Raw genomic sequence first — 23,674 nt, 5'->3', positions numbered from 1 at the left:
CTCCTCGGGATCAGACGGCGGTTCCGCCGCCATCGGCGTGCAGGGTCGAACCGGTGATGAAGCTGGAACGTGGTGAAGCGAGAAAAAGCACCGCGTGGGCGATCTCCTCGGGGTCTGCGGTGCGGCCAAGCGGCAAAGCCCGGCCCAGTTCCTCATTGGTGTCGCCCCATTGCGCTTGGACGCCTTCGGTTTTGGTGGGTCCGGGTGCGACGCTGTTGACGCGGACCCCGTAGGGGCCGAACTCGGCAGCCCACGAACGGGTCAGCGATTCCACCGCAGCCTTCGAGGCGCCGTACGTGGACGCCCCGGCGACGCCTTTGGACGCAACCATTGACGTGACGTTGACGATGCTGCCCCGCCGTCGGGCCAGCATTCCCGGGACCAACCCCGCGGTCAGGAAGTACGTGCCGCGCACGTTGGTGTCGAACGTCGTCTCAAAGCTGGTGATGTCCTGTTCGACCATCAGCGCCCCGGGAAAGCTCGCGGCATTGTTGACCAGGATGTCGACATCGCCGGCCTGGTCCACCAGCGACGCCACCGAGGCGACGTCCGCAAGGTCGACCGCGATGAACCGGGCGCTGCCCGGAATTCGGTCGAGTGCGATCTGGCCGCGGTGACGGTCTCTGCCGGTGACGATCACCGAGGCGCCGGCGCCGGCCAGCAGCCGGGCGCATGCCAGCCCGATGCCGGCGGTGCCGCCGGTGATCACGGCGGTCTGACCGGTCAGTTCCATCACGGTGGTGGTCATGCGATTTGGGCAACCGGTGCGTGGGTGGACTCGGCGAGAGCGGTGCGCAGCCGCTGCCTACCCCGGGACACCCGCGACATGACGGTCCCGCGCGGCACGTTCAGGATCGTGGCGGTCTCGGCGAAGGTGTGGCCCTGTACCTCGGCGTAGAACAGTGCGGTGCGGAAGTCCGCGGGCAGGGTCGCCATCGCCGACCTGATCTCGTGGTCGGGCAGCCGGTTCAACGCCTCTGCCTCAGCCGAGCGCGACGCGGTGGACAACCGGGCCGCACTGTCGGCCAGGTCGCCCTCGGTGACGTCGTCGACCGGCACCTCCATAGGCCGGCGCTGCTTGGCCCGGTAGGTACTCACCCAGCGGTTGTAGAGAATCCGGAACAGCCAGGCCTTGAAGTCCGTGCCCTCGCGGAACGTGTGGTAGCCCACGAAGGCGTGCAGCAGCGTGTCCTGCACCAGGTCCTCGGCGTCCGCGGTGGTCTTGGTCAGTCCCCTGGCTCGGCGCAGCAGGGCGTCGAACAGGGGTTGTGCGTCCTGGGCGAATCGTTCGGCGGTCATGAACTCAGCCTCGCGGCCGCACCCTGGAAGCGAACCCTTGAAAACCCGTAGTCCGTAGTCCCCTGCCCGTGGTCGCGGCTACTCCGGCCAGCTGTTGGCGAGGATGAGGTCGACGAAATCCTCGCGGACGAACGAGCTGTCGAAATGCTGCAGGACGTCGGCGTTCATGGTGCCGAATGTGCTGGCCGGGCGGTTTTTCATCCCGTCGTCGAAGGCGTGCAGGATGCGGTTCTTGAAATCAGGACGCGGATGGGCAGCGACGACCCTCGCGATCATCTCGGGGTCGAGGTCGGCACGGCCGATGCCGAGCACGTCGGTCTCGACGCCCGCAGTGACCAGTGCGGTCTCGGGCTCCAGGAACTCGGGCACCCCCGGGGTGGTGTGCAGCGCGATGCCCAACCACACCTTTCGGGCGGCTGCCTCGTCGACCCCGCGTTCCAGCAGGAAATCGCGGGCCGCGTTCGCGCCGTCGACCTCGAAGCGCAGCGTGGAGGAGTTCCGGTACGCCTCGGTGAGGCCGAGGTCGTGGAACATCGCCCCGACATAGAGCAGCTCCAGGTCCGGCTGCAGCCCGCGCCGGCGACCCTGCAACGCCCCGAACAGAAAAACCCGACGCGAGTGGTGGAAGAGCAGGTCGTCTTCGGCGTCGCGGATGAACTCGGTGACGTCGCGGACCAGTGGGGTATCGGGAATCTCGATCCCGGCGATGGTGTGGTCGGTCGTGGCGGTCATGGCAGGCTCCTTGGTTGTCGGTAATGCCAGAGTGCGCCGCCGAGCCGCCGCGGTGCGGTGTCTGTTCAGCCACGTTTCCCTCAGAAAGCGACACAATGGCTGGGTGTCCGGTCCACGCCTCGTGGTCATCGTCGTCTTCGACGGTGTCAAGCTCCTCGACGCGACCGGCCCGGCGGAGGTCTTCGCAGAGGCAAACCGTTTCGGTGCCGACTACCAGCTGGCCATCGCGTCGACCGACGGCTGCGACGTCACCACCTCGATCGGTATCAAATTCGCGGTGACCCAGACGATTTCGGCGATCGAAGCCGCGGATACGGTGGTGGTGGCCGGCGGAGACGTCCTGGTGGGCCGTCCGATCGACCCGGATCTGGTTGCCGCTCTCGAGTCGGTCCCCGACCGGACCCGACGACTCGCCTCGGTGTGCACCGGGGCGTTCATCCTCGCCAAGGCCGGCTTGCTCGACGGGCGGCGGGCCACGACGCACTGGCGGCACGCGCGGCTGCTTGCCCGCGCCTTTCCGGAGGTCCGCGTCGAACCCGATGCCATCTTCGTCCGGGACGGCAATGTCTTCACCTCGGCGGGGGTGTCCTCGGGCATCGATCTGGCGCTCGCACTGGTCGAGATGGATTACGGCAGTGAACTGGTCCGCGAAGTGGCCCGCTCACTGGTGGTGTACCTCAAACGGTCTGGCGGACAATCCCAGTTCTCGGTGCTCGTCGAGGCGGATCCGGCGCCGAGCTCTCCGCTGCGGCCGGTGACCGATGCCATCGCCGCCGATCCGGCCGGCGACCTCAGCGTGAAACGTCTTGCCGCCCATGCATCTCTGAGCACCCGTCAGCTCACCCGGCTCTTCCAATCGGAACTGGGCACCACCCCGGCCCAGTACGTGGAGGCGGTGCGCATCGATGTAGCGCGCGCCGCACTCGACGCCGGACACAGCATCGCCGAGACCGCACGCCTGGCCGGCTTCGGCAGTCCGGAAACACTGCGGCGGGTCTTCGGTAACCATTTCGGGTTGTCCCCGAAGGCGTATCGCGATCGGTTCCACACCGCGGCCGGGCCCTAGGACTTGGCGGCGGCTTCGAGAAGCCAATCCTCGAACCGGGTGTCGAAAAGCGTCGCGCCCGTCCCGGGCACCAGGGTGCGCTCGCCGATGTCGATGCCCCAATACTGGGCGGCGGGATCAGCGACGACTGTGCGGCTGTCACCGCGGGCGACCAGTGCGGTCCGGATGAGGTCGGGAAGCAAAACCATGTCCGGGCCGCCGATCTCGGCGATGCCGTTCACGGGTTCACCGACCGCAGCGATCGCGACGCCTTCGGCGACATCGACAGCGGCCATCGGCTGGAAGTACGCCGGCGGCATGACCACCGTGCCGTCCACGGTCGCGGAGTCGGCCAGGGTGTTGAGGAACTCGAAGAACTGGGTGGCATGCACGATCGAAAACGGAATGGGCCCTTCGCTGATCAGTTTCTCCTGCAGGAGCTTGGCCGCGAAGTAGCCGCTCTGGGTCGCCAGCTCGGCGGTGCCCACCACGGACAGCGCGACATGGTGCACGACGCCGGCGTTCTGCTCGGCGGTCAACAGATTGGTGGTGGCCGTGCGGAAGAACTCCAATGCCGAGTCGTCCAGGGCCGGGGAGTTGGAGACGTCGACGACGACAGAGGCACCCGCGAGCACCTCGGCCAGTCCTTCGCCGGTGATCGTGTTCACCCCGGTGGAGGGAGCAGCGGCGACGGCGTCGTGACCGCGGCTGGACAGCGCCTGCACCACTTTCGACCCCACCAGGCCGGTACCACCGATTACGACGATTTTCATGATGAGCCCTTTCTGGCTTGCGGGGGCTGAACAGCTCCCTGACGGCCAGAACGGCTAGGTGCTCACAAACTCATCCCGGCCTCATCCCGGCGCCGATCAGGCGGTGTGGGCGGTCAGCTCCAGCGACGGCGCAGTCTCGGCGGTGCGCACCACGCTGTACAGCGGTGCACCCCACGCGTGCGGTCCACTCAGGGCGGGCGCATACGCGGTGTGGATGGCGATGGCCGCGTCGGTCACCTTGCTGGTGTCGGGGTCGTAGTCGCACACCGGATCGCCGACATCGCAGACGCTGATGGTGCGCACGCCGATCGCCGGCGGCAACGTCGAAGTATTGGTGGACGCCAGGAATGAGTGGTCCTGGGCGACGCCCTCACCATGGCCCTGCGTGAGCGCGGTCGACCCCAGTTTGATCGTGTTGTCGATGGGCAGCCGGTCGCCGTCGGCGATCAGCAGCGCGCCCGCCAGGTGCGGGTCGTCGGCGAGTTCGTACAGGTTGCGGTGGACGACCATGGCGCCCTGCGAGTAGCCGGCCAGGACCACCTTGCTGTCGGGGCAGCGGTCGGTGAACGCCTTGTATTGCTTGGCGGTCGCATCGGTGCCGTCACCGACGCTGCCGAGGAAGCCCAGCCAGCCGCTGATTCCGCCTTCCAACGGCACCGGCGCCGCGGGGTATTGCACGGCCTCGGCGTCAATGGTGTGGTCGTCGGCTGCGAGCTGTGCTTTGAGCTGCTGGTAGGACTGGTACACCACCGAGCCCATGCCGCCGTTGGCGGTCAGGGCCGCGCCCTCACGCTGACCGGACCCCGCCGCGCCGATCCAGTGAAAATCGGCGCATCCCGGCGCCGCCGATGCGGTCCCGGTGGCCAACCCGGCCAGCCCGATGCCTGCCGCGAGCACGACCGATCCCACACGCCCAATCACAATGACTTTCCCTCCACGCTTGTCAGCAATTAGATCGTCGGCAACGCCTCGTCTTGTTACTCCGACGCGGCGGCCGGCCCAAACCACCTGGTGAGCGCGTCGGTGAGCCCGTCCGCGGAACCCTGGCCCACCCACGCCACATGCCCGTCAGGGCGGATCAACACCGCGGTGGGGGCACTCACCGCCCCGAGGACCGGAAGCTCCCAGTTGCCGTCGTAGTCGGCCTGTACCAAGCGAATTCGATCCGACCAACCGGTGATATCGATGCCGCCGGGCTGGCCGACGTCAACAAGCAACGCCCTGGCGTCATGCAGGAGTGTGAAAACGCTCACCCGTCCGGCGGCCGTGAGCAGTTCGAGATCGGGCATGCGTCTGCCGAGCAGCGGATGCCCATCGCCCAGGTCGTAGTGGATGTCCAAGCCGGACATGCGTGCGGCGAACCGCTTGCGGGGCTCGTCCAAGCTGAGCAGTTCGGAGACGTTGTCGTGCAACGCCGTTGTGCGGTCATCGGTACGCAGCAGCGCGATCTGCGCCATCGTGGTCTGCAGTACACGGGCCGCCACCGGATGTCGTTCGTCGTGATAGGTATCCAGCAGGGTGTCGGGCACACCTGCGTTGAGTACCTGAGCCAGTTTCCAGCCCAGATTCACCGCGTCCTGCACACCGGTATTGAGACCTTGCCCGCCCGCCGGGTGGTGGATGTGGGCGGCGTCGCCGGCCAACAGGATCCGTCCCGCGCGATAGGCCGCCGCCTGGCGCGTCACGTCGGTGAACCTGGCAATCGAAGTGGGACTGTGTATTCCGAAGTCGGTTCCGTAGACCGCGATGAGTCCTGCACTCAGCTCGGCCAGCGTGGGTTCGGTGGACGGTCCCATCTGCCGTTCGGTCACCATGACCCGAACGGGTTCGCCGTCGTTCTGCCGGTCCAGGCCGTGGATGCCGATGGCGTCGCGGTGGATGCCGAACTGCGGTTCGTCGCGCACTTCGACCTGGGCGATCAGATAACTCGCCGTGGGCTCCCAGCCAGGGAAGTCGATGCCCGCCGCCTTGCGCACCCTGCTGCGCCCGCCGTCGCAGCCAACCAGATACCGGGCCCGCAGCGACCGTCCGTCGGAGAGCTCGACGTCGACACCCGTGTCGTCCTGAGAGAATCCCGACACCTCGAGCCCGCGGAGGATCGGCACTGCCAGCTCCCCCACCCAGTCGGCCAGCAGTCGCTCGATGCCGTTCTGCCACAAGGCAAGGCCGTACGGATGCGGGGTGGGAAAGTCGCTGATATCCAGCCTGATTTGAGCGAAGCCGGCGACCTGCAGTGCCTGCCCCGCCGCCAGGAATCGGTCGGCGATCCCCCGCTGATCGAGTACCTCGATGGTCCGGCTGTGCAGGCCGCCGGCCCGCTGGCCGGTCACCTCCTGAGTCAGTCGGCGCTCGACGACGGCGACGTCCACCCCGGCCAGCGCCAGCTCTCCGGCCAACATCAACCCGGTGGGGCCACCCCCGGCGATCACGACGGCGTGATCTTCAAATTGACGCATGCGCATGCCCCCTGTGCAGTGAGTTTTGGCGTAGGGCAGCGATTTTGCGGTACACCCGGGGTCTTGCCGCAAGCCCCCTGGTGCGCTATATGTTGAAAGTGGCGGGAAGTTGTTTCCCGCCTTCATTTTCACAGCCAGCGCCGAGTCCGGCCCTTCCGTACTGTTCTCGCATGTCTCGCGTCGCGCTGGTGACAGGGGCCGCCTCCGGAATCGGCGCGGCCGTCAGCACTGAACTCGCCGATAACGGCTGGGTTGTCGCGGGCCTGGATCTGCGGCAGGCACCTCGCCTCGCGGCGTCGATAGCGGTCGACGTTGCGGACGCTGGTCAAGTGCACGCTGCGGTCAGTGCCATTCGAGACCAGCTCGGACCGATCGAGGCGCTGGTCAACGCGGCGGGTCAGTACGAGATGACACCGGTGTCGCAGATCAGTACCGCCGCGTGGACCAACATGCTGCGAGTCCATCTGGGCGGGTTTCGCAATGCCGTGCGTGCGGTGCTACCCGAGATGATCGAGCGCCGTAGCGGGGCAATCGTGGCGATCTCCTCGGAACTGGCGATCGGCGGTGGGGATGGTGATGCGCACTATGCGGCCGCAAAAGGAGCCGTCGTCGGATTCGTTCGCAGCCTTGCCGCCGAGGTCGCCGCCCATGGCGTGCGGGTCAATTCGGTGGCCCCCGGCCCCACCGACACCCCGCTGCTCGCCGCGGACTCTCCCTGGCGCGACCCGGCTTACCTGGCCACCTTGCCCGCAGGCCGGCTGTGCACCCCAGCGGAGATCGCCTACGCCGTGCGCTTCCTGATCGACGGCCCCGCCTACTGCACCGGAGAAGTGTTGTCCCCCAATAGCGGAGCGGTGATCTGATGGGCACCCACCAGATCGCACTGGTCACCGGCGCCACCCAGGGAATCGGCCGGGCGATCGCCGAACGGCTGGCCGCCGACGGGTATTACGTGGGTGTCAACGGCCCCGGGGAGAGCCAGGAGATGACCGATGCCATGCGGGCGGTCGGCGGATTCCCGGTGCCGGCGGACGTATCGAATCCCCAGGCAATCACCGCCGCCGTCTCCGAAGTCGAAGAACGGCACGGTCCGATCTCCGTGCTTGTCTGCAACGCCGCCTACATGTCGATGGCAGCCCTCGTCGACCACGACGACGCCGACTGGTGGAAAGTGGTCGACACCAACCTGAGTGGGACGTTCCACACCATCCAATCGGTGCTGCCCGGGATGCGACGGCTCGGCGGCGGCCGTATCGTGATCATCGCCTCGGAATGGGGAGTCACCGGATGGCCCCGGGCAACCGCGTACGCGGCGTCGAAGGCAGGCCTGATCGCGTTGACCAAAACACTCGGCCGTGAGCTGGCTCGCGAGAACATCATCGTCAACGCCGTCGCACCGGGAGTGATCGACACCCCACAACTCGAGGTGGACGCCACCGACGCCGGCGTCGCCCTCAGCGAGATGCACCGGCGCTACGCCCTGGACATCCCGGTCGGGCGCGTCGGCCGGCCGGACGAAATCGCCGACACCGTCGCCTTTCTCGCGTCACCGCGGCTTGGAGCCCTGATCGGACAGACCATTCAAATCAATGGAGGAAGCACCCGATGCCGAGTATGAGCGTGACGGCGGCGCAACCCGTGGACTGGCCCTCCGGCAAGCGGGCGGCAGCCTGCTTCACCTTCGATGTCGACGCCGAATCGGCGATCCTGAATATCGATGCGGCACACGGCGATCGGATGTCGGTGATGTCGCATCAGGCATACGGTCCGCTGGTCGGAGTGCCGAGACTGCTGACGATGCTGGCCCGCCACGACGTCCGGTCGACGTTCTTCGTACCCGGGTACACCGCGGTGCGTTATCCCGATGTGGTCCGCGCGATTGCGGACGCCGGCCATGAGGTCGCCCATCACGGGTATCTGCACGAGGTCCTCACCGGCAAGACTCCCGAACAGGAAGCCGCCATTCTCGACCGCGGCAGCGAGGCGCTGGCCGCCCTCACCGGCGAACAGCCGGTCGGCTTCCGCGCCCCCATGTGGGAGCTCAACTGGCACTCCCCCGCGCTGCTGGCCGAACGAGGATTCCTGTACGACACCAGCCTGATGGACGCCGATCATCCGTACGAACTTCGCGCCGGCGCGGCTGGCCAACTCGTCGAGATCCCCGTGCAGTGGGCCCTCGACGATTGGGAGCAATACTGCTATCTGCCAGAGATTTCCGGCAGCGGCCTGATCGAAAGCCCCCGCAAGGCCGCGGAGATCTGGCGGCTGGAGTTCGAGGGGTTGCGCTCGGTGGGCGGCTGCTTCGTGCTGACGAACCATCCGTTCCTGTCCGGTCGACCCTCCCGCGCAGCCGCACTCGAGGAGCTCGTCGAACACGTGGTGTCCTGCTCGGATGTCTGGGTCGCGCCGCTACGTGAAATTGCGTCACATGTCCGGAGTTTGGGTCTGACGCCGCGTTCGATCGTCCGACCGGATCCCGCCGACTTCTAGGTGGCTACTAGCGCTGCCTCGAAGAACCCCAGTTCGAGGCGCATGGCTCGGCGGTATGCAGTGTGTACCGCCGGGGTGTCGTCGGCTTGCTTGTCGAGCAGGCTTTCCAGGAGGGCCGCGACGTTCTCGAAGTCCGGGTCGGCGTAGGTCCGCACCCACTGCGCGTAGGCCCCGGCCCGGTCAGGGTCGAGCGACCGGCCGAGCCATGCGTACAACCGCATACAGGGTGTCATCGCCGCGTAGATGACGCCCACCTCTTGGGTCGCCGCCGTCGCGAGAAGGAATTCGGTGTAGGCCAACGTCGCAGTCAGCGGCCGCACGCCGGCCATATCGATGCCCCACGAGGCGGCATAGGACGCGTGTAGTCCCAGCTCCTGCCGAACTCCGGCGATCAGATCGGCCAGCGCAAGCAACGTCGATGTATCTGGGCAGCGCGCCAGCGCCAACGCGTAAGCACGAGCGAAGGATTCAAGGAAATACGCGTCCTGTGCCACGTATGTCGCAAACCGTTCCCTCGGCAGAGAGCCATCCGCGATGCCGCGCACGAATGGATGCGTCAGTACCTCGGATGCCAGATCGGCGTTGTCGGACCACAACTGAGCTGACAAAGTCATATCGCCCGAGCCTAGCCGGGGAACTACCGCTGCGCCTCGGACAGCAGCACACGGGCGACCCACTCCACATGATCCAGCGATTCGTCCAATGTCAGGCGTCGGGCGCGAAATCCGGCGAGCGCGGCGCTGAGCGCGGCGTTGAGACCGAAGCTGACCTTCGGAATGAGTTCGGGCGCAACGCCGACCAGCAGGCGGTTGAACAGCTCGACGTTGGTGCGCTCCATCTGATCGATCGCCGACTTCACCTCGGGATCCGTCGATGTCGTGAGCTGCAGCATCAGCGTCGTCATCTCCGGACTGCGATTGAACGCGCGCTGGGCACGTCGCAGATAGTCCAAGATCCCGGGCAACGGGTCGCTGCCCGCCGGGCCGCCGCCGGCCAAGATTCGTCGGGTCAGCCGCTTCTGCCAATCCGCCAGGGCGGCGGCCAACAGGTTTTCCTTCGAACTGAAGTAGCGGTAGAGGGTGGCCAGCGCAACCTCCGAGCGTTGCGCCACATCGCGCATCTGAACCGCGTCGGCGCCGACCTCGGCGATCAAACCGATCACTTCTTCGATGATCTTGGCTCGGCGGGCCAGCTGACCGCTGGTCATGTCCGACAGTGCGAAGACGCGTCCGGCGGGCGGCACCAGGTCGGGAACTGATGCGTTGATGGTGCCACCTCCTCAAGAACAGCCTTCTGCGATGCTACGACATCTTGCCCCACGACAGGTCGGTTACACCAGGTAGAACACCATCCCAATCTTGACATCAAGTAGAACCGTGTTTCACTATGGAGTGTGCGGCGGTGTCCGTCGCGCTGTGATGGGAGGACCCGATGGCCGGACCGGTTGGTCTGCCGGTGATCGACACGATGATCGGATTTCCCCACGAGGGAACCGCTCAGTACGACTTCATCCGTAAACAGACCAAGGACCGCGAGTCCAAAGAGGACTTCGATTTCCCGGTCGAGTACATGTTCAAGGACGTCCCCAAGGGCCTGCCCACCGACGACCCCGTGTCGCTGCTCTTGCAGCAGATGGACCGGTTTGGCATCGAGAAGTCGATGATCGGGGTGAGCGAGGGCTCCGCGGCAGAGCTGGCGCTCAAGATGTTCCCCGACCGCTTCATCGCGTCGGGCAATGTCGCCGACCCGAACGACGTCATGGGCACTGTCACCAATATCCGCCGCGAATACGAGACCTACGGCATTCGCGCCGTGTCGTGCTTCCCGTCCGGCACGTTCCCGCAGGTGCCCATCGACGATCCGAAGATGTACCCGGTCTACGCCACCTGCGTCGAACTCGGCCTCCCGATCTTCTGCTGCGCCGGCGTCCCCGGACCGCGCATTCCGATGGCACCGCAGGAAGTTTCGCGGATCGACATCGTCATGTTCGACTTCCCGGACCTGGTGTTCGTCACCCGGCACGGCTGTGAACCCTGGCAGGACCTGGCCGTCAAACTGATGCTCAAGTGGCCGAACCTGTACTACTCGACATCGGCATTCGCGCCGAAGTACTACCCGAAAGAGATCATCGACTACGCGAACACCCGCGGCGCGGACAAGGTCATCTACGCCGGCTACTTCCCGATGGGGTTGTCGCTGGAACGCATCTTCAGCGATATGCCCAAGGTGCCGTTCAAAGACGAGGTGTGGCCGAAGTTCCTGTACGGCAACGCGGCCCGGATTCTAGGACTGGAGAGTTAAGGCCCCATGACGCTGTCATCCAGGCTGGCAATCACGATCGAGCAGGAGCAGCTGGCCGAAGCTATGAGTCAGTTCGCGGCCCGGCATGCCCCAATCGACAAGACCCGGGCCGCCCTTGACTCGATCGCGGCCGGTGAATTGCCCACGTGGTGGGAGGAGCTCACCGCCAACGGCTTCCACGCGGTGCACCTTCCCGAGGCGGTCGGTGGCCAGGGCGGCACGCTCGCCGACATGGCGTGCGTCATCGAAGCGGCCGCGGCGGCGCTGCTGCCCGGCCCGCTGCTGAGCACCGTGACCGCCAGTGCTGTCGCCAGCCTGGCCGACAGCTCGGCCGCGGCGCTGATTGCCGACCTCGCCGCCGGGGCGCCGGCGGCGGTCGTGTTGCCGGAGGACGCCACCGTCACGGCGGTGCGCGACGGCGCCGGATGGCGGTTGAGCGGCTCGATCGGCAGCACACTGGGTCTTGTTGCCGCACAACGGCTCCTGTTGCCCGCCCGCGATGAGGACGGCGCAGATCTGTGGTTTGCGCTTGACATCAGTTCCGCGGGTGCTGGCATGGTTGTCGAGCAGCAGCGGGGCACCGACCTGAGCACTGATATCGGCGTGCTCACCCTGGCTGACTATCCGGCGGATGCCGTGGTGACCGGGATCGACACCACGCGGGCACGCTGCGTTGTCACCGCACTGACGGCATGCGCGTCGGCAGGCTCGGTCCGCAAGGGCGTCGAGACCGCGGTGAACTACATCCGCACCCGCGAGCAGTTCGGCAAGCCCGTCGGGTCCTTCCAGGCGCTGCAGCACAAAGCCGCGGTCCTTCTGGTCAACGCCGAGCTGGCCTCCGCGACGGCCTGGGATGCGGTGCGCGCCGTCGACGAAAGCATCGAGCAACATCGGCTCGCCGCGGCATCGGCCGCACTGATGGCCGTCTGCGCCGGTCCTGACCTGATGCTCGATGCGCTACTGATGTTCGGCGCGATCGGCTACACCTGGGAGCACGACACCCATCTGTACTGGCGGCGGGCCACCAGCCTGGCCGCGTCACTCGGGTCGGTCACGCGCTGGAGCCGGGAAGCCGGCGAATTGGCCCGGACGCTGAAGCGTTCCACCGCCATCCATCTCGGTGACGATGTGGAATCGGAGTTCCGGGCGAGCCTGGTGACGACGCTCGACGAGGCAGCGAAGCTGCAGAACGAGACCCCGACCGACGACGTTCGGGCACCCGGACTGGCCTTCGGCTCTCAGCGCGACCTGCTGGCTGCCGCGGGCCTGGTCGCTCCGCACCTGCCCGCGCCGTGGGGGGTGGATGCCTCCCCGGTCCAGCAGGTGATCATCACCGAGGAGTTCGACAAGCGACCCGGCATGGTCCGGCCCTCACTCGGCATCTCCGAGTGGATCCTGCCGACCATCCTCAACAGCGGAACCGACGCGCAGCGCGCACGATTCGCCGAGCCGATGATGCGCAACACCCAACGCTGGTGCCAGCTGTTCAGCGAGCCGGGCGCCGGCTCGGACCTGGCCTCGCTGGTCACTCGGGCCCAGAAAGTCGACGGCGGCTGGCTGGTCAACGGTCACAAAATCTGGACCTCGTCGGCACATGTCGCCCAGTTCGGGGCCCTGCTGGCGCGCACCGACCCCGAAGCGCCGAAACACCGTGGCATCAGCTACTTCCTGGTCGATATGTCCTCACCCGGCATCGAGATCAGCCCGATCAAGCAGGCCAGCGGCGAGGCCCATTTCAATGAAGTCTTCCTCACCGACGTCTTCGTCCCCGACGACATGCTGGTCGGTGAGCCCGGACATGGTTGGGATCTGGCCGTGGCGACCATGGCCGTCGAACGCACCGCAATCGGCAACTACGTCAACATCGACAGATCCACGGCGCTTCGCCGGATGGCCGAGGTCGACGGGCCCGATCACGACGCCACCGTGCAGGCACTCGGCGGAATCGAAGCGCACACCACCGCCATCAAGGCCATGGTGCTGCGCGAGACCCTGCGCCTGGTGCAGGGTCAGGGCCCCGGCCCGACGTCGAGCATCGCCAAGTACGCGATGGTGTTGCTGCTGCGACGCGCCTCGACCGCGACACTGGGTCTCACCGGACGCCTTGCCATGCTGGAGGGTTCGGATCCCGCGGTGATCAAGCCCTACTTCGACATGCCGTCCGAGCTCATCGGCGGCGGCACGGCAGAGATTCAGCTGACCATCATCGCCTCGATGATTCTCGGCCTGCCACGGAAATAGCCGGAAAGGACCCTGCGCGATGACCACTGCAGTTCCGTTCAAGTTCTTCGACTGCGACAACCACTACTACGAGGCCGAAGACGCCTTCACCCGCTACATCGAGCCGAAGTTCAAGAAGCGGGCCATCCAGTGGGCGGAACTCGACGGCAAGCAGCGCCTGCTCGTCGGCGGCAGGGTCAACAGGTTCATTCCGAACCCGACGTTCGACCCGGTGGGTAAGCCCGGCGCGCTCGACGAGTACTTCCGCGGCCGCAATCCTCATGGCGCCGACCTGAATTCGCTCTTCGGTGAGCTGGAGCCAATCCGGCCGGAGTACCGGAACCGTGATGCACGCCTGGCGGCCATGGACGAGCAGGGCATGCAGGGGTGCATCATGCTGCCGACTCTCGGGGTCGGGATGGAGCAGGCACTGCTACCCGATTTCGACGCGACGGTGGCGACGTTCAAGGCGTTCAACCGCTGGCTGGACGACGACTGGGGATTCGCTTACCAGGAGCGGATTTTCACCGCGCCCTACATCACGCTGTGCCGGCCCGACGCCGCGGTACGCGAACTCGAGTGGGCACTAAGCCGTGACGCCCGGTTCATCGTCATGATTCCCGGGCCGATCTCCACCGAGGTCGGCATGCGCCCTCCCGGCGACCCGATGTTCGACGAATTCTGGCAGCTCGCCAACGATTCCGGTGTCACCGTGTGCTATCACTCGGGCGAGACGTACTACTCGAAGTTCATGCCGGCGTGGGGCGAGTCGGACTACATGATGTCCTTTGCGGCGCTACTGGGCTTCCGGAGCTTGTTCAGCGGTGACGCGATCCAGGACACCTTCGCCAATCATCTGCACAATGGTCTGTTCCTGCGCTTCCCCAATCTGCGGATGGCCTGCATCGAGAGCGGTTCGACCTGGGTGTTCCACCTCTTCGAGAAGCTGACCAAGTCCTGGGGTCAGATCCCGTTCATCTACCAGGAAGACCCGCGGGAGACCTTCAAGCGCCACGTCTGGGTGTCCCCGTTCTACGAGGACGAACTGGCCAGCCTTCAGAAGCTGCTGGGCGTCGAGCACCTCCTCATGGGTTCGGACTACCCGCACGTCGAGGGCCTCGCCGAACCGGCCTCCTACATCAAGGACCTGCAGAACTTCGACTACACACCCGAGCAGTGCCGCAAGGTCATGCGGGACAACGGCATTGAATTGTCGGTTCGCCGGCCGGTGTAGCTCCGCCTCGTGAAGGTCGCCAAGGCAAGTCTCGTTGCCATGCTGCTGGAGGCCGGCGAGGAGAACCCCGCCGTCCTGCTCGCTCGCTCCACGCTGCCCGATGAACTCGACACCGATACCGATCTCGACGTCCTGCTCACCTTCGGTTTGGAACGTGAGCAGGTCGACGAGGTGGCGCGCCTGACGATCGGTCAGATCGAGCCCGAGGACGTGAACACCCGCCGCCGGCGCGACGAGATGGACAAGGCCATCTCGCAGCGCTGGGCCAACCTCGTCGACCGCTGGCTGACCTAGGCAGGTGTACGCCGAGCGTGCTAGCTCCCGATGAACTTCCCGATGAAGAATGACTTGTAGTCGGGCAGCGTCACGTTGGCGTCCAGTTTGCCGTTCGACTTCGCCCAATTCGCCAGTGCGGTGAGCTCATCGGCCAGCTCCGGCTTGAGTTGCAGGGTGAAGTCGTACTCCTTGAGGACAGCCGAGACGAGCGCGGCGTCGAGTTTGGTCGCCTCCGACACCGCGGTGATCGCGTCCGGCTTTTGGGCGGTCAGGTCCTTGCCTGCCTCACCAAGCGCTGCGAAGAACGCGGACAGGTCGGCCGCCTTGCCGTTGGTGGTCTCTTCGGTGGACAGGTACAGGCAGTAGTCGACGAACGAATCGGGATCCTGTAGCACGGCAGCGTCATTGCCGAGGGCCTGGATCACCTGGGTCTGGTAGGGCTGGAAGATCGAGACCGCGTCGACGTTGCCTTGGGTTGCCGCGGTGACGATGGCCGGTGGGGCGACCTGAACCAACTTGGCGTCGGCGCCGGTGTGTTGCAACACGCTGGAGGCGAAGAACGCGCCGCTGGTGCCCAGTGGCGTGCCGATGGTCTTGCCGTTCAGGTCGGCCAGCGATGTGATGCCGGCACTCTTGCGGGCGACCAGCCGAAACCCGTTCCACCGGGACCCATCCGCGACGATCCGCAGTTGCGGTGATTTGGTGAGCGCTGCCGACGTGGGAACCGCCGCGGCCGTGGCCACGTCGACCTGGCCTGCGGTGAGTGCCTGCAGCGCTTCGACCCCAGTGGAAAAGTTCACCACTTTGACATCGAGGCCGTGCGACGTGAAGTAGCCCGCCTTCTGGGCCACCGGCACGTGCGACCACGACGGGTCGACGACGTAGGCGACGGTGAGCTGGTGTGGGCTCGACGACGTGCTCGACGAGCAGGCCGTGGCCCCCGCCGAGGTGATCGCGAGTGCGGCGAGCGCTGCCACGGCTGTGGTGCGTCGGATGGAAGTCACTGTCAATGCTCCTTGCTGGTAGGGACTTTGGTGGGGGTGTCGAGTTGGTGATGCAGCCAACGCCGCAGATCGCTGTAACCGGCGAGGTCGGCGAGGCTGTCCGCGGGCCGCGGGCGTGGCAGCGGGTTGTTGATAGCACTGCGGATTTCGCCGTCGGCCAGCACGACGATGCGATCGGACAACCGGATCGCCTCGTCGACGTCATGGGTGACGAACAGGACCGTGCGGCGCAGCCGTGACCACAGGTCGACGACGAGGTCTTGCATGCGCAGCCTGGTCTGCGCATCGAGCGCGGCGAACGGCTCGTCCATGAGCATGACCTCGGGCTCACCGGCCAGCATGCGCGCCAGCCCGACCCGCTGACGCTGGCCGCCGGAGAGTTGGCTGGGACGGCGGCCGGCGACGTCCAGCGGAAGACCCACCGCGGTCAGCAGTTCGCGGACGCGCGCCCGGTGATGCCGGGCGGGAACGCCGTTGGCGCGCAGGGCGAACCGGATATTGGATTCGACGGTCATCCAGGCGAACAGGATGTCGCGCTGAAATGCCATGCCGCGGCGGGGATGTGGGCCGGTGACCGGCCCTTCGTCGTCGATCACCTGACCCTCGGTGGGCTGGAGCAGACCGGCCAGGCAATACAACAATGTCGACTTGCCGCTGCCCGACGGCCCGACCAGAACGGTGAACGAGCCCGCGGCGATGTCGAGGGTGACATCGCGCAAGGCCGGCGCTGCGCCGCCGGGGAACTGGACGGTCAGGTCACGGGCTTGCACAGTCATGTCATCGCTCTTCGACCGACCAGGCAATGAGCGGGGCCGTGAGGCGGGCGATGAGCTGATCGCTGACGGCGCCGAGCACCCCCAGCACCACGAGGCAGAAGATCAACTGGTCGGCTTGAGAGAACAACTGTGCCTGATAGATCCGGAATCCGAGACCGTTGGTGGTACCGGTCATCTCCGCGACGACGATGACGACGAACGCCATCGCCGCACCGACCCGCAGGCCCGCAACGACGTCGGGCACGGCTTCCGGAATGACGATGCGGTACAGCGTCAACCACCGATTCGCGCCAAGGCATCGCGCGGCCTTGAGGAAATCTTCGGGTGTGCTGGACAGGCCGGCGTGGCTGCTGATCCACACCGGCACGAACACACCGAGCGCAATGACGGACACCTTGCTGCTCTCACCCAGGCCGAACCACAGGATCGCCAGCGGGACCAGGCCGATGGTGGGGATCGGCGCGAACAGCCGCAGGACGGGCTGCAACAGCCGACGGCCCGCACTGGTGACCGACGTCAAGACGGCCAGCCCGAAACCGAGGACCGTGCCGAGCACGAATCCGGCGACCGCGCGTTGCAGGCTGTGCAGGATATCGGCACTGAGGTCACCGGACGCCCACAACGACCACCCCGCGCGGGCGATGGCGGCCACGGTGGGAAACAGCGCCCGCGGGAACACATCGGTGGCCGCGACGATCGACCAAACCGCCACGGCCAGGCCCAATCCGAGCGCCGTCGCGCCCGCACGGCCAAGCGACGTGTGCACCAGCCGCCGGGCCGGGACAACGTCGGTCAGGGCGGCAGTCACGGGGAGCGCCTGTCCACCGGGTCCTGGGACCGCCCGGTGCCTGTCGGCACCCACTCGAACGGCACGGCCTGTGAGCGGTAGATGAGCCTGGTCAGCGTTCGGCGATCGACCCCGTCGACGGTGGGGATCTTGACCTCCGGTTCGCCGGCGACCGCATAGTCCTCGTAGGGCGTGAGGTACTCCCACACCACCTGCCCGGACGGGGTGACCTGGAAGATGCGGCCCTGCATGCCCTCGGTGATCAGGGTGTTGCCGTTGGGCAGGCGCTGGGCGTTGCTGACGAACGAGCTGAAGAAGGTCCAGGCCGGTCGGCCGGAATCCTCGGCGGTGTACTGCCACACGATCTCGCGGGTCTGCGGGTCGATTTCCAACACCCGTGAGCCCGCGTAGATGCCCAGGGCTGCAGGCGGATACCCGGCGCCGCCCTGATTGTCGAACACGAGCAGATTGCCTGCGCCGGGCAGCCCGTCGGCGATGAAGTGCGGGTTGTGCTGCCCGGAGATCTGATCCAGCGGCCGCGGCAGCGAGTGCGAGTTGATGCGCTGGTGTTGCGCGCCGGCCGGTTCGTCGAAGTAGGGCCCGAGGCGCCAGACGATCGCTCCGGTGCGCCGGTCGATCAAGGCGATGATGTTGGCCTTGCGGGAGCTGATCAGGATGTTGTCGGGCTGGAAGACGGTATCGGGGTCTGCTCGATGCCAGCGGTTGGGGCCGAGGGTCGAGGCGCTGTTGATTTCCAAGTAGCCCCAGATGTTGTCGGGCTCGCGGGCGACGTTGCGACGCAGGTAGTCCAAACCCTCGACGCTGAACCCGAATTCGTCGATATGGTCGCCGGCCTTCCATTCCCAGACGATGCTGCCGTCCGGTGCGACCTCGTAGATTCCTTGATCGCCCACGACCTGTGGGCCGAGTTTCTCGACGACGCGAGGTAGCGCCACCAGCAGCAGCCGGTTGCCGTTGTCGAGAAGTTGCCAGTCGTGGTTCTGTCGCGCGGCACCGCCGGGTGCCTCAGTTCCCCATTCCCACAGCGTGTCTCCCTCCCAGGACAGCTGGCCGACGGTGCGGTTGGCGTAGATACCACCGGGTGAATCGTCAACCTGGCTCAATTGCACACCGATGTCGCCGATGCGCCCGCCGTTGAGGGCGGGGTCGATGATGCGGGCCGGAACTCCCGCGTGCGGCCACTCATGGCGAACGATGCCGTTGAGGTCGATCAGCCGGGTGACGCCGTCGGCTCCGGTGTAGAGCACGTAGCTGGCATGGGCCGACTCCGGATCGTGATACGTCACGCCACTGAACTGAACAAACGCCATGGCGAGTAGTCCTACCAGCACTGACACCCGAGGCAGATAGTTCGGATCGCGATGATCTAACCGATTTGCGTTCCTTCGCGAGCCGCCTACTCTAAACGATTTGTGCGCACTGGTCAGGACGAGACGAAGCGTGTGACGATCGCCGATATCGCGCGTCGCGCAGGCACGTCGACAGCGGTGGTCAGCTACGTGCTCAATCCCGGATCGCGCCCGGTGTCGGAAGCGCTGCGGGCACGGGTGACCGAGGCGATGGACGATCTCGACTACCGGCCGGATCGACACGCGCGCGGTCTGCGCAGGCAGTCCCACTGGGGTCAAATCGGTCTGCTCGTCCCTGATCTGACGTTCCCGCTCTATGCCGCGCTGGCCGGGTCTATCACTCGCCAGGGCCGGGGCCGCCGCCAGCTCGTCATCACCGGCAACACCGGCTTCGACGTGGCCACCGAGGCCGAGCTGGTGCGCGGATTCGCCGATGTCGGTGTCGACAGCCTGTTGGTCACCGGCATCCTCGACGGCAACGCGTGCGCTCGAATCTGCCGCCTCGCGCGAATACCGGTGATCTGGGTGCACACCAACCGCGACATCGTCGGGTCGAAAGTCGTGACGGCTGACCATGTTCAGGCCGGGCGGCTGGCCGTCCAGCATTTGATCGATCATGGCCGCACGGCGATCGCCTTCGTCGGCGGGTTCACCGAGCAGGACACCACCTCCGGTGACCGCGACACCGTGCACCAGCGCTACGCCGGCTACCGGTCAGTCGTGGGTGCCGACACCCGGCACATCCCCACCGACCTCACGCTCAAGGGCGCTTATCGGATGGTCCGGGAGCACCTCGCCAGTTCATCTGCGCCCGACGGTGTGGTCGTGGGTACCTACGGGCAGGCGGCAGCTGTGCTGCGGGCCCTCGCCGATTCCGGGCTGAAGGTGCCCGATGACGTCGCCGTGGTCGCCTTCGACGGCGACAACCGAAATGCCTACGGGCAGATCATCTTGACCACGGTGCAGCAGCCACTGGAATCGATGACCGAAGCGGCTCTCGACCTGGCCTTAGGCCTGCGCCCGGAAAGCACCAGTCCCCCAGAGTTGTTCGAGGTCAGTCTCAGCCGTGGTGAGAGCTGTGGGTGTGCGGTGCCACCCGGCTACGTCGCCGCGCACTGACCATCGGGTTAAAAAATCAGCTCGACGCAATAACTAGCCGACCCGGGTTGGCAGCGTGATCATTGACTTCCGTGTCAACTGAGATCGCGCCACCCACTGGGTCGGCGACCATACCCCCCGCGGCCATACCCACAGAGCCACAACGCTTCTCTGCCATCGAATCCCGGTCCATCGACTGGATTACGCCGGCCGAGCGGGGCGGCGGCGCGTGGCGGGTCAGCCCGCTGTTCTTCATCGCGAACTGGAGTTTCTTCACGATCGCGCTGGGCTTCACCGGTCCCGCCCTGGGGCTGAGCATCGGATGGGCGATCCTGAGTTCGGCACTCGGCCTGATCGTGGGGACCTTCTTCATGGCGTTCCACGCGACCCAGGGGCCGCGGCTGGGATTGCCCCAAATCATCCAATCCCGTGCGCAATTCGGGTTCTACGGCGTCGTAGTGGTGGTCGCCATGTCACTGACCTGCTACCTGGCGTTCGGCGTGGTCTACACCATCTTGACCGCGCAGGGCCTGAGCCAGATCTTCGGCTGGTCACCGGTGGTGATCGGTCTGGTCATCAATATCGTCGGCGGTGGGTTCGCGGTCGCCGGCCATGACCATCTGCATCGGGTATCCCGGTGGGTTTTCTACATCACCGTGCCGTTGGTCTCGGTGTTCACGGTGGCCATTCTGATCGGCAAGGCAGGCGGCACGGCCGCTCCCGCGACGGACAGTGGCTTCGTCGCGTCGGCATTCTTCACCGTCTTCGCCGTGTCGGCGGCCTATAACATCGCACTGGCCCCGGTCGTATCGGATTACACCCGGTATCTGCCGGTGAAGACACCGTCACGATCGCTCGTCGCGAGTGTCTATGTGGGCGCCGGTGTTTCAGCACTCTGGCTCATCTCGGTCGGGGCTTGGCTGTCGGCACGCTACAACGCCAGCGACGCCCTGGTGGCGCTGAACGAGGCTGGTAATACCGTGTTCCACGGTTTCGGGGCCGTGCTGGCGCTGGCTTCGGCGGCGACGTTGATCGTCTGCATCGCCACCGCCGCCTACAGTGTCACCCTGCAGTTCCTGACCGGCGTCGACCTGGTCCGGCGCGTGACGCCGTCACGCGGGCTTCGCATCGGCGTGACGGTTGCCGCCATCGTCATCTACCTCGTCGTGGGTCTTGGATTCGGCGACAACGTGATCAACGCCGCATCAAATGCATTGTCGCTGATGCTGTTCCTGCTGGTGCCGTGGACAGCGGTCAACCTCACCGACTACTTCTTCGTCCGCCGCGGGCACTACGCGATCACCGAATTGTTCAGCCCGAACGGGGTTTACGGCCGGTGGTCCTGGCGGGGGCTGGCGGCCTACTTCCTCGGATTCGCAGCGATGCTGCCGTTCGCGGTGCTGCCGTTCTTCACCGGACCCCTCGGCGCATGGCTCGGCGGCATCGACATCTCCTGGCTGGCCGGATTGGTGGTGTCCTCGGGAAGCTACTTCATCGTCACCCGCGGGCTCGACCTCACCGCCGAGCGCGCAGCCATCGAGCGCAGCGAGGCGCAGCTGCAATCGCTGGCATCGGCGCCTGCAGCGGATGCGCACCGCCCTGCTCAGGAATATGGTCTGCTCGACGGAGAGTAGGCGGAATCACGTGACGAGTACCAACAAATTTCATCTGGGCTGGTTTGCCAACTTCTGCGTCGACGGATGGAACGAGCAGTGGGGTTCCACCGGCGGTGCGGACTGGTCGGGAGACTTCTACATCGAACTCGTGCAGCACCTCGAGCGCGCGAAGTTCGATTACCTTCTCCTCGAAGACAAGCTGATGGTCTCCGATACCTACGGCGGAAGCTTCGAGCGTGAGCTCAAGCACGCGCTGCACTCCCCCAAGCATGACCCTGCGCCGCTAGTTCCGTTGTTGGGCAACGTCACCAAGCATCTCGGCCTTGTCGTGACGCTGTCCTCGACGTTCTATCCGCCGTTCCTGCTGGCGCGGCTGTGTAGCACCCTGGACCACCTGACCGGCGGGCGCCTCGGCTGGAACATGGTGACCTCCGCCGAGGACCGCTCGGCGCAGAACTTCGGACTCGACCAGCTGCCCCGCCACGACGAGCGCTACGCCCGCGCACACGAATACGTCGACCTGGTCCGCCAGCTCTGGAGTTCCTGGGAGCCGGACGCGGTGGTGCGCGATCGGGAGACGGGCACCTTCGCCGACTACACCAAGGTGCACACCATCGACTTCAAGGGTGAGTACTACAGCAGTCGCGGCCCGCTGAACACCGTGCCGTCGCCGCAGTATCACCCGGTGCTCGCTCAGGCCGGTGGTTCGCCGCAGGGCAAGGACTTCGCGGCCAAGTACGCCGACACCGTCGTCGGAACGGCCGCCGACCCGCAAGGGATGATTGACTACCGCGACGACATCCGCCGCCGTGCAGTCGAATACGGTCGCGATCCGGATTCGATCAAGGTGCTGTTCCTGATCACTCCGCATCTCGCGGACACCGATGAGGAAGCCCGCGCGAAGCTCAATCGCATTGTCACCAACGACTACTACATCGAGCGGACGCTGGCTCACCTTGCCGCGATCGTCGAGATCGATTTCACCAAGTTCGATTTCGACAAGCCGTTACCGGATGATCTGGAGACCAACGGCGAGAAGGGCTCTCTGGAGGCGTTCATTCAGCGCGGGAGCGGCAAGACGTTGCGAGAGCTGACCGCGGCGTATCTGTCGACCGAGGACGCCCTGGTTGGATCGCCCAGCACGGTCGCGGACAAGCTCGAGGCATTGATGGCCGAAGTGGGTGGGGACGGCTTCCTCATCACCGCGCCGGGGATGCGGCTCACCCGCAAGTACGTCATCGAGGTCGTCGACGGCCTGGTGCCGGAGTTGCAGCGCCGCGGCCTGGTGCGCACCCACTACGACCACGCCCTGTTCAAGGACAACCTGCTGTCCTACTGACCTGGGGCGGTGACCGACGTAACTTAGGGACGATGATCGAAGAACTCGCCGGGCAGACCGTCGTCCTGATCGGTGGCAGCGCCGGCATCGGACTCGAAACCGCCCGTCGGGCCCGCGCCCACGGCGCCGAGGTCGTGCTGACCGGACGCAATCCGGAACGCCTGCAAGCTGCCGCCCTCGATGTCGGCGCCCGACAGAGCGCGGCGTTCGACGCCAACGACTCCCACGCGCTGCGCGCGTTTTTCAACGGATTACCCGGCGCCGTCGACCACGTGCTGGTCACCGCTGGCGGGCCCAGCTATCGACCGATGCTCGAGATGTCTGCCAGCGATATCCGCGATGCGCTCAGCTCCCATGTCGTGCTTGGCCTCGAGGTGGCACGCAGCGCGAAACCCAAGATGCGACCGGGTGGCTCACTGGTGCTGATGGGGGGAACCGGCGGTCGCCGCATCGACCACCGGCTGGGCATCGTCCCAGCCGCCACCGCGGCCCTGCCACCGTTCACCGCGGCCCTGGCACTCGAGCTTGCGCCGATCCGCGTCAACCTCATCGCGGCGGGCTTCGTCGACACCCCGCTGTCGGCCGCGCTGCTCGGCGACCAGCTCGACGACCGCCGCGCCGAGCTACGCAGCACGCTTCCCATCGGGCGGGTGGTCGGCCCGGAGGATGTCGCCTCGCTGGCGGTGCACCTGATGGTCAACGGTGCGCTCACCGGCGCCACCTACGACATCGACGGCGGCCAGCAGTTCATCTGATCTCTTACCGCTAGCCGGTACACCGATTGGCGGCCAGCGTCGATGTGCCTGCCAACCGGCTCGCGGGACTCTTAGGGCAACAGCGCAAGACACCGCCCCGGGA

At 66.1% G+C, this 23,674-nt stretch carries 24 protein-coding genes; 12 read left to right on the top strand and 12 right to left on the bottom strand.

Translation table 11 applies throughout. The annotated features are described in order from the left end of the window. Positions 1–10: 10 nt before the first annotated feature. The 3 genes from SLQ31_RS01380 to SLQ31_RS01370 all read right to left on the bottom strand — a co-directional run bounded on the left by SLQ31_RS01380 (position 11) and on the right by SLQ31_RS01370 (position 2,031). Entirely contained in the window at positions 11–733 is a 723-nt protein-coding gene (locus SLQ31_RS01380) for an SDR family oxidoreductase (protein ID WP_319432737.1), read from the bottom strand. An 11-nt stretch (positions 734–744) separates the two neighbouring features. Next, positions 745–1,299, bottom strand: a complete 555-nt coding sequence (locus tag SLQ31_RS01375; protein ID WP_319428984.1) for a sigma-70 family RNA polymerase sigma factor — start codon at positions 1,297–1,299, stop codon at positions 745–747. 78 nt (positions 1,300–1,377) lie between these two features. Continuing rightward, positions 1,378–2,031, bottom strand: a complete 654-nt coding sequence (locus SLQ31_RS01370) for an HD domain-containing protein (RefSeq protein WP_319428982.1) — start codon at positions 2,029–2,031, stop codon at positions 1,378–1,380. Positions 2,032–2,134: 103 nt separating this feature from the next. On the opposite strand from SLQ31_RS01370, the gene SLQ31_RS01365 reads away from it, so the two are divergent. Then, complete coding sequence (locus tag SLQ31_RS01365) at positions 2,135–3,097, top strand: GlxA family transcriptional regulator (RefSeq protein WP_319428980.1); 963 nt, start codon at positions 2,135–2,137, stop codon at positions 3,095–3,097. Here SLQ31_RS01365 and SLQ31_RS01360 read toward each other — a convergent pair. The 3 genes from SLQ31_RS01360 to SLQ31_RS01350 form a co-directional block, all read right to left on the bottom strand. Further along, complete coding sequence (locus SLQ31_RS01360; protein ID WP_319428978.1) at positions 3,094–3,849, bottom strand: SDR family oxidoreductase; 756 nt, start codon at positions 3,847–3,849, stop codon at positions 3,094–3,096. The two genes, SLQ31_RS01365 and SLQ31_RS01360, sit on opposite strands and share 4 nt — an antisense overlap. Positions 3,850–3,945: 96 nt before the next feature. Beyond that, positions 3,946–4,758 carry a cutinase family protein gene (locus tag SLQ31_RS01355; RefSeq protein WP_319428976.1) on the bottom strand — a complete coding sequence of 271 codons (813 nt, stop codon included), beginning with the start codon at positions 4,756–4,758 and terminating at the stop codon, positions 3,946–3,948. Positions 4,759–4,826: 68 nt separating this feature from the next. Further along, complete coding sequence (locus tag SLQ31_RS01350) at positions 4,827–6,305, bottom strand: FAD-dependent monooxygenase (RefSeq protein ID WP_319428974.1); 1,479 nt, start codon at positions 6,303–6,305, stop codon at positions 4,827–4,829. Positions 6,306–6,475: 170 nt separating this feature from the next. Here SLQ31_RS01350 and SLQ31_RS01345 point away from each other — a divergent pair, with 170 nt between their 5' ends. The 3 genes from SLQ31_RS01345 to SLQ31_RS01335 are packed head-to-tail and all read left to right on the top strand — an operon-like array spanning position 6,476 to position 8,795. Further along, entirely contained in the window at positions 6,476–7,168 is a 693-nt protein-coding gene (locus SLQ31_RS01345; RefSeq protein WP_319428972.1) for an SDR family NAD(P)-dependent oxidoreductase, read from the top strand. Further along, positions 7,168–7,923 carry an SDR family NAD(P)-dependent oxidoreductase gene (locus SLQ31_RS01340; protein WP_319428969.1) on the top strand — a complete coding sequence of 252 codons (756 nt, stop codon included), beginning with the start codon at positions 7,168–7,170 and terminating at the stop codon, positions 7,921–7,923. The genes SLQ31_RS01345 and SLQ31_RS01340 overlap by 1 nt, the downstream gene beginning before the upstream one ends. Then, positions 7,920–8,795 carry a polysaccharide deacetylase gene (locus tag SLQ31_RS01335; RefSeq protein WP_319432735.1) on the top strand — a complete coding sequence of 292 codons (876 nt, stop codon included), beginning with the start codon at positions 7,920–7,922 and terminating at the stop codon, positions 8,793–8,795. The genes SLQ31_RS01340 and SLQ31_RS01335 overlap by 4 nt, the downstream gene beginning before the upstream one ends. Here the strand turns inward: SLQ31_RS01335 and SLQ31_RS01330 are convergent. After that, positions 8,792–9,409, bottom strand: coding sequence for a TenA family protein (locus SLQ31_RS01330; protein ID WP_319428967.1), 618 nt, complete (start codon positions 9,407–9,409; stop codon positions 8,792–8,794). The genes SLQ31_RS01335 and SLQ31_RS01330 overlap by 4 nt on opposite strands. 23 nt (positions 9,410–9,432) lie before the next feature. Continuing rightward, entirely contained in the window at positions 9,433–10,002 is a 570-nt protein-coding gene (locus SLQ31_RS01325) for a TetR family transcriptional regulator (protein ID WP_319428965.1), read from the bottom strand. Positions 10,003–10,226: 224 nt separating this feature from the next. Here SLQ31_RS01325 and SLQ31_RS01320 point away from each other — a divergent pair, with 224 nt between their 5' ends. The 4 genes from SLQ31_RS01320 to SLQ31_RS01305 are packed head-to-tail and all read left to right on the top strand — an operon-like array spanning position 10,227 to position 14,844. Next, positions 10,227–11,096 carry an amidohydrolase family protein gene (locus tag SLQ31_RS01320; protein ID WP_319428963.1) on the top strand — a complete coding sequence of 290 codons (870 nt, stop codon included), beginning with the start codon at positions 10,227–10,229 and terminating at the stop codon, positions 11,094–11,096. A 6-nt stretch (positions 11,097–11,102) separates the two neighbouring features. After that, positions 11,103–13,337: an acyl-CoA dehydrogenase gene (locus tag SLQ31_RS01315; protein WP_319428961.1), complete on the top strand. Its 2,235-nt coding sequence runs from the start codon at positions 11,103–11,105 to the stop codon at positions 13,335–13,337. A 19-nt stretch (positions 13,338–13,356) separates the two neighbouring features. Next, positions 13,357–14,550, top strand: coding sequence for an amidohydrolase family protein (locus SLQ31_RS01310; RefSeq protein WP_319428959.1), 1,194 nt, complete (start codon positions 13,357–13,359; stop codon positions 14,548–14,550). Between the two features lie 9 nt (positions 14,551–14,559). Next, positions 14,560–14,844: a hypothetical protein gene (locus tag SLQ31_RS01305; RefSeq protein WP_319428957.1), complete on the top strand. Its 285-nt coding sequence runs from the start codon at positions 14,560–14,562 to the stop codon at positions 14,842–14,844. Between the two features lie 20 nt (positions 14,845–14,864). Here SLQ31_RS01305 and SLQ31_RS01300 read toward each other — a convergent pair whose 3' ends face one another. The 4 genes from SLQ31_RS01300 to SLQ31_RS01285 are packed head-to-tail and all read right to left on the bottom strand — an operon-like array spanning position 14,865 to position 18,724. Next, positions 14,865–15,830, bottom strand: a complete 966-nt coding sequence (locus SLQ31_RS01300) for an ABC transporter substrate-binding protein (protein WP_319428955.1) — start codon at positions 15,828–15,830, stop codon at positions 14,865–14,867. 2 nt (positions 15,831–15,832) lie between these two features. Beyond that, entirely contained in the window at positions 15,833–16,606 is a 774-nt protein-coding gene (locus tag SLQ31_RS01295; protein WP_319428953.1) for an ABC transporter ATP-binding protein, read from the bottom strand. 1 nt (position 16,607) lies between these two features. Continuing rightward, positions 16,608–17,414 (bottom strand): ABC transporter permease, encoded by an 807-nt coding sequence (locus SLQ31_RS01290; RefSeq protein WP_319428951.1) that lies wholly within the window; start codon positions 17,412–17,414, stop codon positions 16,608–16,610. Then, positions 17,411–18,724 (bottom strand): aryl-sulfate sulfotransferase, encoded by a 1,314-nt coding sequence (locus tag SLQ31_RS01285; protein WP_319428949.1) that lies wholly within the window; start codon positions 18,722–18,724, stop codon positions 17,411–17,413. Before SLQ31_RS01285 ends, SLQ31_RS01290 begins: the two co-directional genes overlap by 4 nt. A gap of 102 nt (positions 18,725–18,826) precedes the next feature. On the opposite strand from SLQ31_RS01285, the gene SLQ31_RS01280 reads away from it, so the two are divergent. The 4 genes from SLQ31_RS01280 (at position 18,827) to SLQ31_RS01265 (ending at position 23,571) form a co-directional block, all read left to right on the top strand. Beyond that, positions 18,827–19,882, top strand: coding sequence for a LacI family DNA-binding transcriptional regulator (locus SLQ31_RS01280; RefSeq protein WP_319428947.1), 1,056 nt, complete (start codon positions 18,827–18,829; stop codon positions 19,880–19,882). Between the two features lie 71 nt (positions 19,883–19,953). Further along, entirely contained in the window at positions 19,954–21,495 is a 1,542-nt protein-coding gene (locus tag SLQ31_RS01275; RefSeq protein WP_319428945.1) for a purine-cytosine permease family protein, read from the top strand. Between the two features lie 10 nt (positions 21,496–21,505). Further along, the gene (locus SLQ31_RS01270; RefSeq protein ID WP_319428943.1) at positions 21,506–22,816 is read left to right on the top strand and encodes an NtaA/DmoA family FMN-dependent monooxygenase; all 1,311 of its coding nucleotides are present in this window, start codon (positions 21,506–21,508) and stop codon (positions 22,814–22,816) included. Positions 22,817–22,848: 32 nt separating this feature from the next. Then, a complete protein-coding gene (locus tag SLQ31_RS01265) occupies positions 22,849–23,571 on the top strand; it encodes an SDR family oxidoreductase (protein WP_319428941.1) in 723 nt (240 codons plus the stop codon). Positions 23,572–23,674 lie beyond the last annotated feature (103 nt).

The organism is Mycobacterium sp. RTGN5 (assembly GCF_033804465.1).
Taxonomy (GTDB): domain Bacteria; phylum Actinomycetota; class Actinomycetes; order Mycobacteriales; family Mycobacteriaceae; genus Mycobacterium.
The sequence above is the reverse complement of the archived record's forward strand: the minus strand, read 5'-3'. Positions and strand labels throughout refer to the sequence as shown.

Excerpts from the sequence above, each read along its gene's own strand:
- SLQ31_RS01360 (WP_319428978.1), bottom strand. The coding sequence starts at position 3,849 with ATGAAAATCGTCGTAATCGGTGGTACCGGCCTGGTGGGGTCGAAAGTG.
- SLQ31_RS01265 (WP_319428941.1), top strand. The coding sequence starts at position 22,849 with ATGATCGAAGAACTCGCCGGGCAGACCGTCGTCCTGATCGGTGGCAGC.
- SLQ31_RS01285 (WP_319428949.1), bottom strand. The coding sequence starts at position 18,724 with ATGGCGTTTGTTCAGTTCAGTGGCGTGACGTATCACGATCCGGAGTCG.
- SLQ31_RS01320 (WP_319428963.1), top strand. The coding sequence starts at position 10,227 with ATGGCCGGACCGGTTGGTCTGCCGGTGATCGACACGATGATCGGATTT.
- SLQ31_RS01370 (WP_319428982.1), bottom strand. The coding sequence starts at position 2,031 with ATGACCGCCACGACCGACCACACCATCGCCGGGATCGAGATTCCCGAT.
- SLQ31_RS01335 (WP_319432735.1), top strand. The coding sequence starts at position 7,920 with ATGAGCGTGACGGCGGCGCAACCCGTGGACTGGCCCTCCGGCAAGCGG.
- SLQ31_RS01340 (WP_319428969.1), top strand. The coding sequence starts at position 7,168 with ATGGGCACCCACCAGATCGCACTGGTCACCGGCGCCACCCAGGGAATC.
- SLQ31_RS01325 (WP_319428965.1), bottom strand. The coding sequence starts at position 10,002 with ATGACCAGCGGTCAGCTGGCCCGCCGAGCCAAGATCATCGAAGAAGTG.
- SLQ31_RS01380 (WP_319432737.1), bottom strand. The coding sequence starts at position 733 with ATGGAACTGACCGGTCAGACCGCCGTGATCACCGGCGGCACCGCCGGC.
- SLQ31_RS01330 (WP_319428967.1), bottom strand. The coding sequence starts at position 9,409 with ATGACTTTGTCAGCTCAGTTGTGGTCCGACAACGCCGATCTGGCATCC.
- SLQ31_RS01345 (WP_319428972.1), top strand. The coding sequence starts at position 6,476 with ATGTCTCGCGTCGCGCTGGTGACAGGGGCCGCCTCCGGAATCGGCGCG.
- SLQ31_RS01295 (WP_319428953.1), bottom strand. The coding sequence starts at position 16,606 with ATGACTGTGCAAGCCCGTGACCTGACCGTCCAGTTCCCCGGCGGCGCA.
- SLQ31_RS01350 (WP_319428974.1), bottom strand. The coding sequence starts at position 6,305 with ATGCGTCAATTTGAAGATCACGCCGTCGTGATCGCCGGGGGTGGCCCC.
- SLQ31_RS01375 (WP_319428984.1), bottom strand. The coding sequence starts at position 1,299 with ATGACCGCCGAACGATTCGCCCAGGACGCACAACCCCTGTTCGACGCC.
- SLQ31_RS01315 (WP_319428961.1), top strand. The coding sequence starts at position 11,103 with ATGACGCTGTCATCCAGGCTGGCAATCACGATCGAGCAGGAGCAGCTG.
- SLQ31_RS01310 (WP_319428959.1), top strand. The coding sequence starts at position 13,357 with ATGACCACTGCAGTTCCGTTCAAGTTCTTCGACTGCGACAACCACTAC.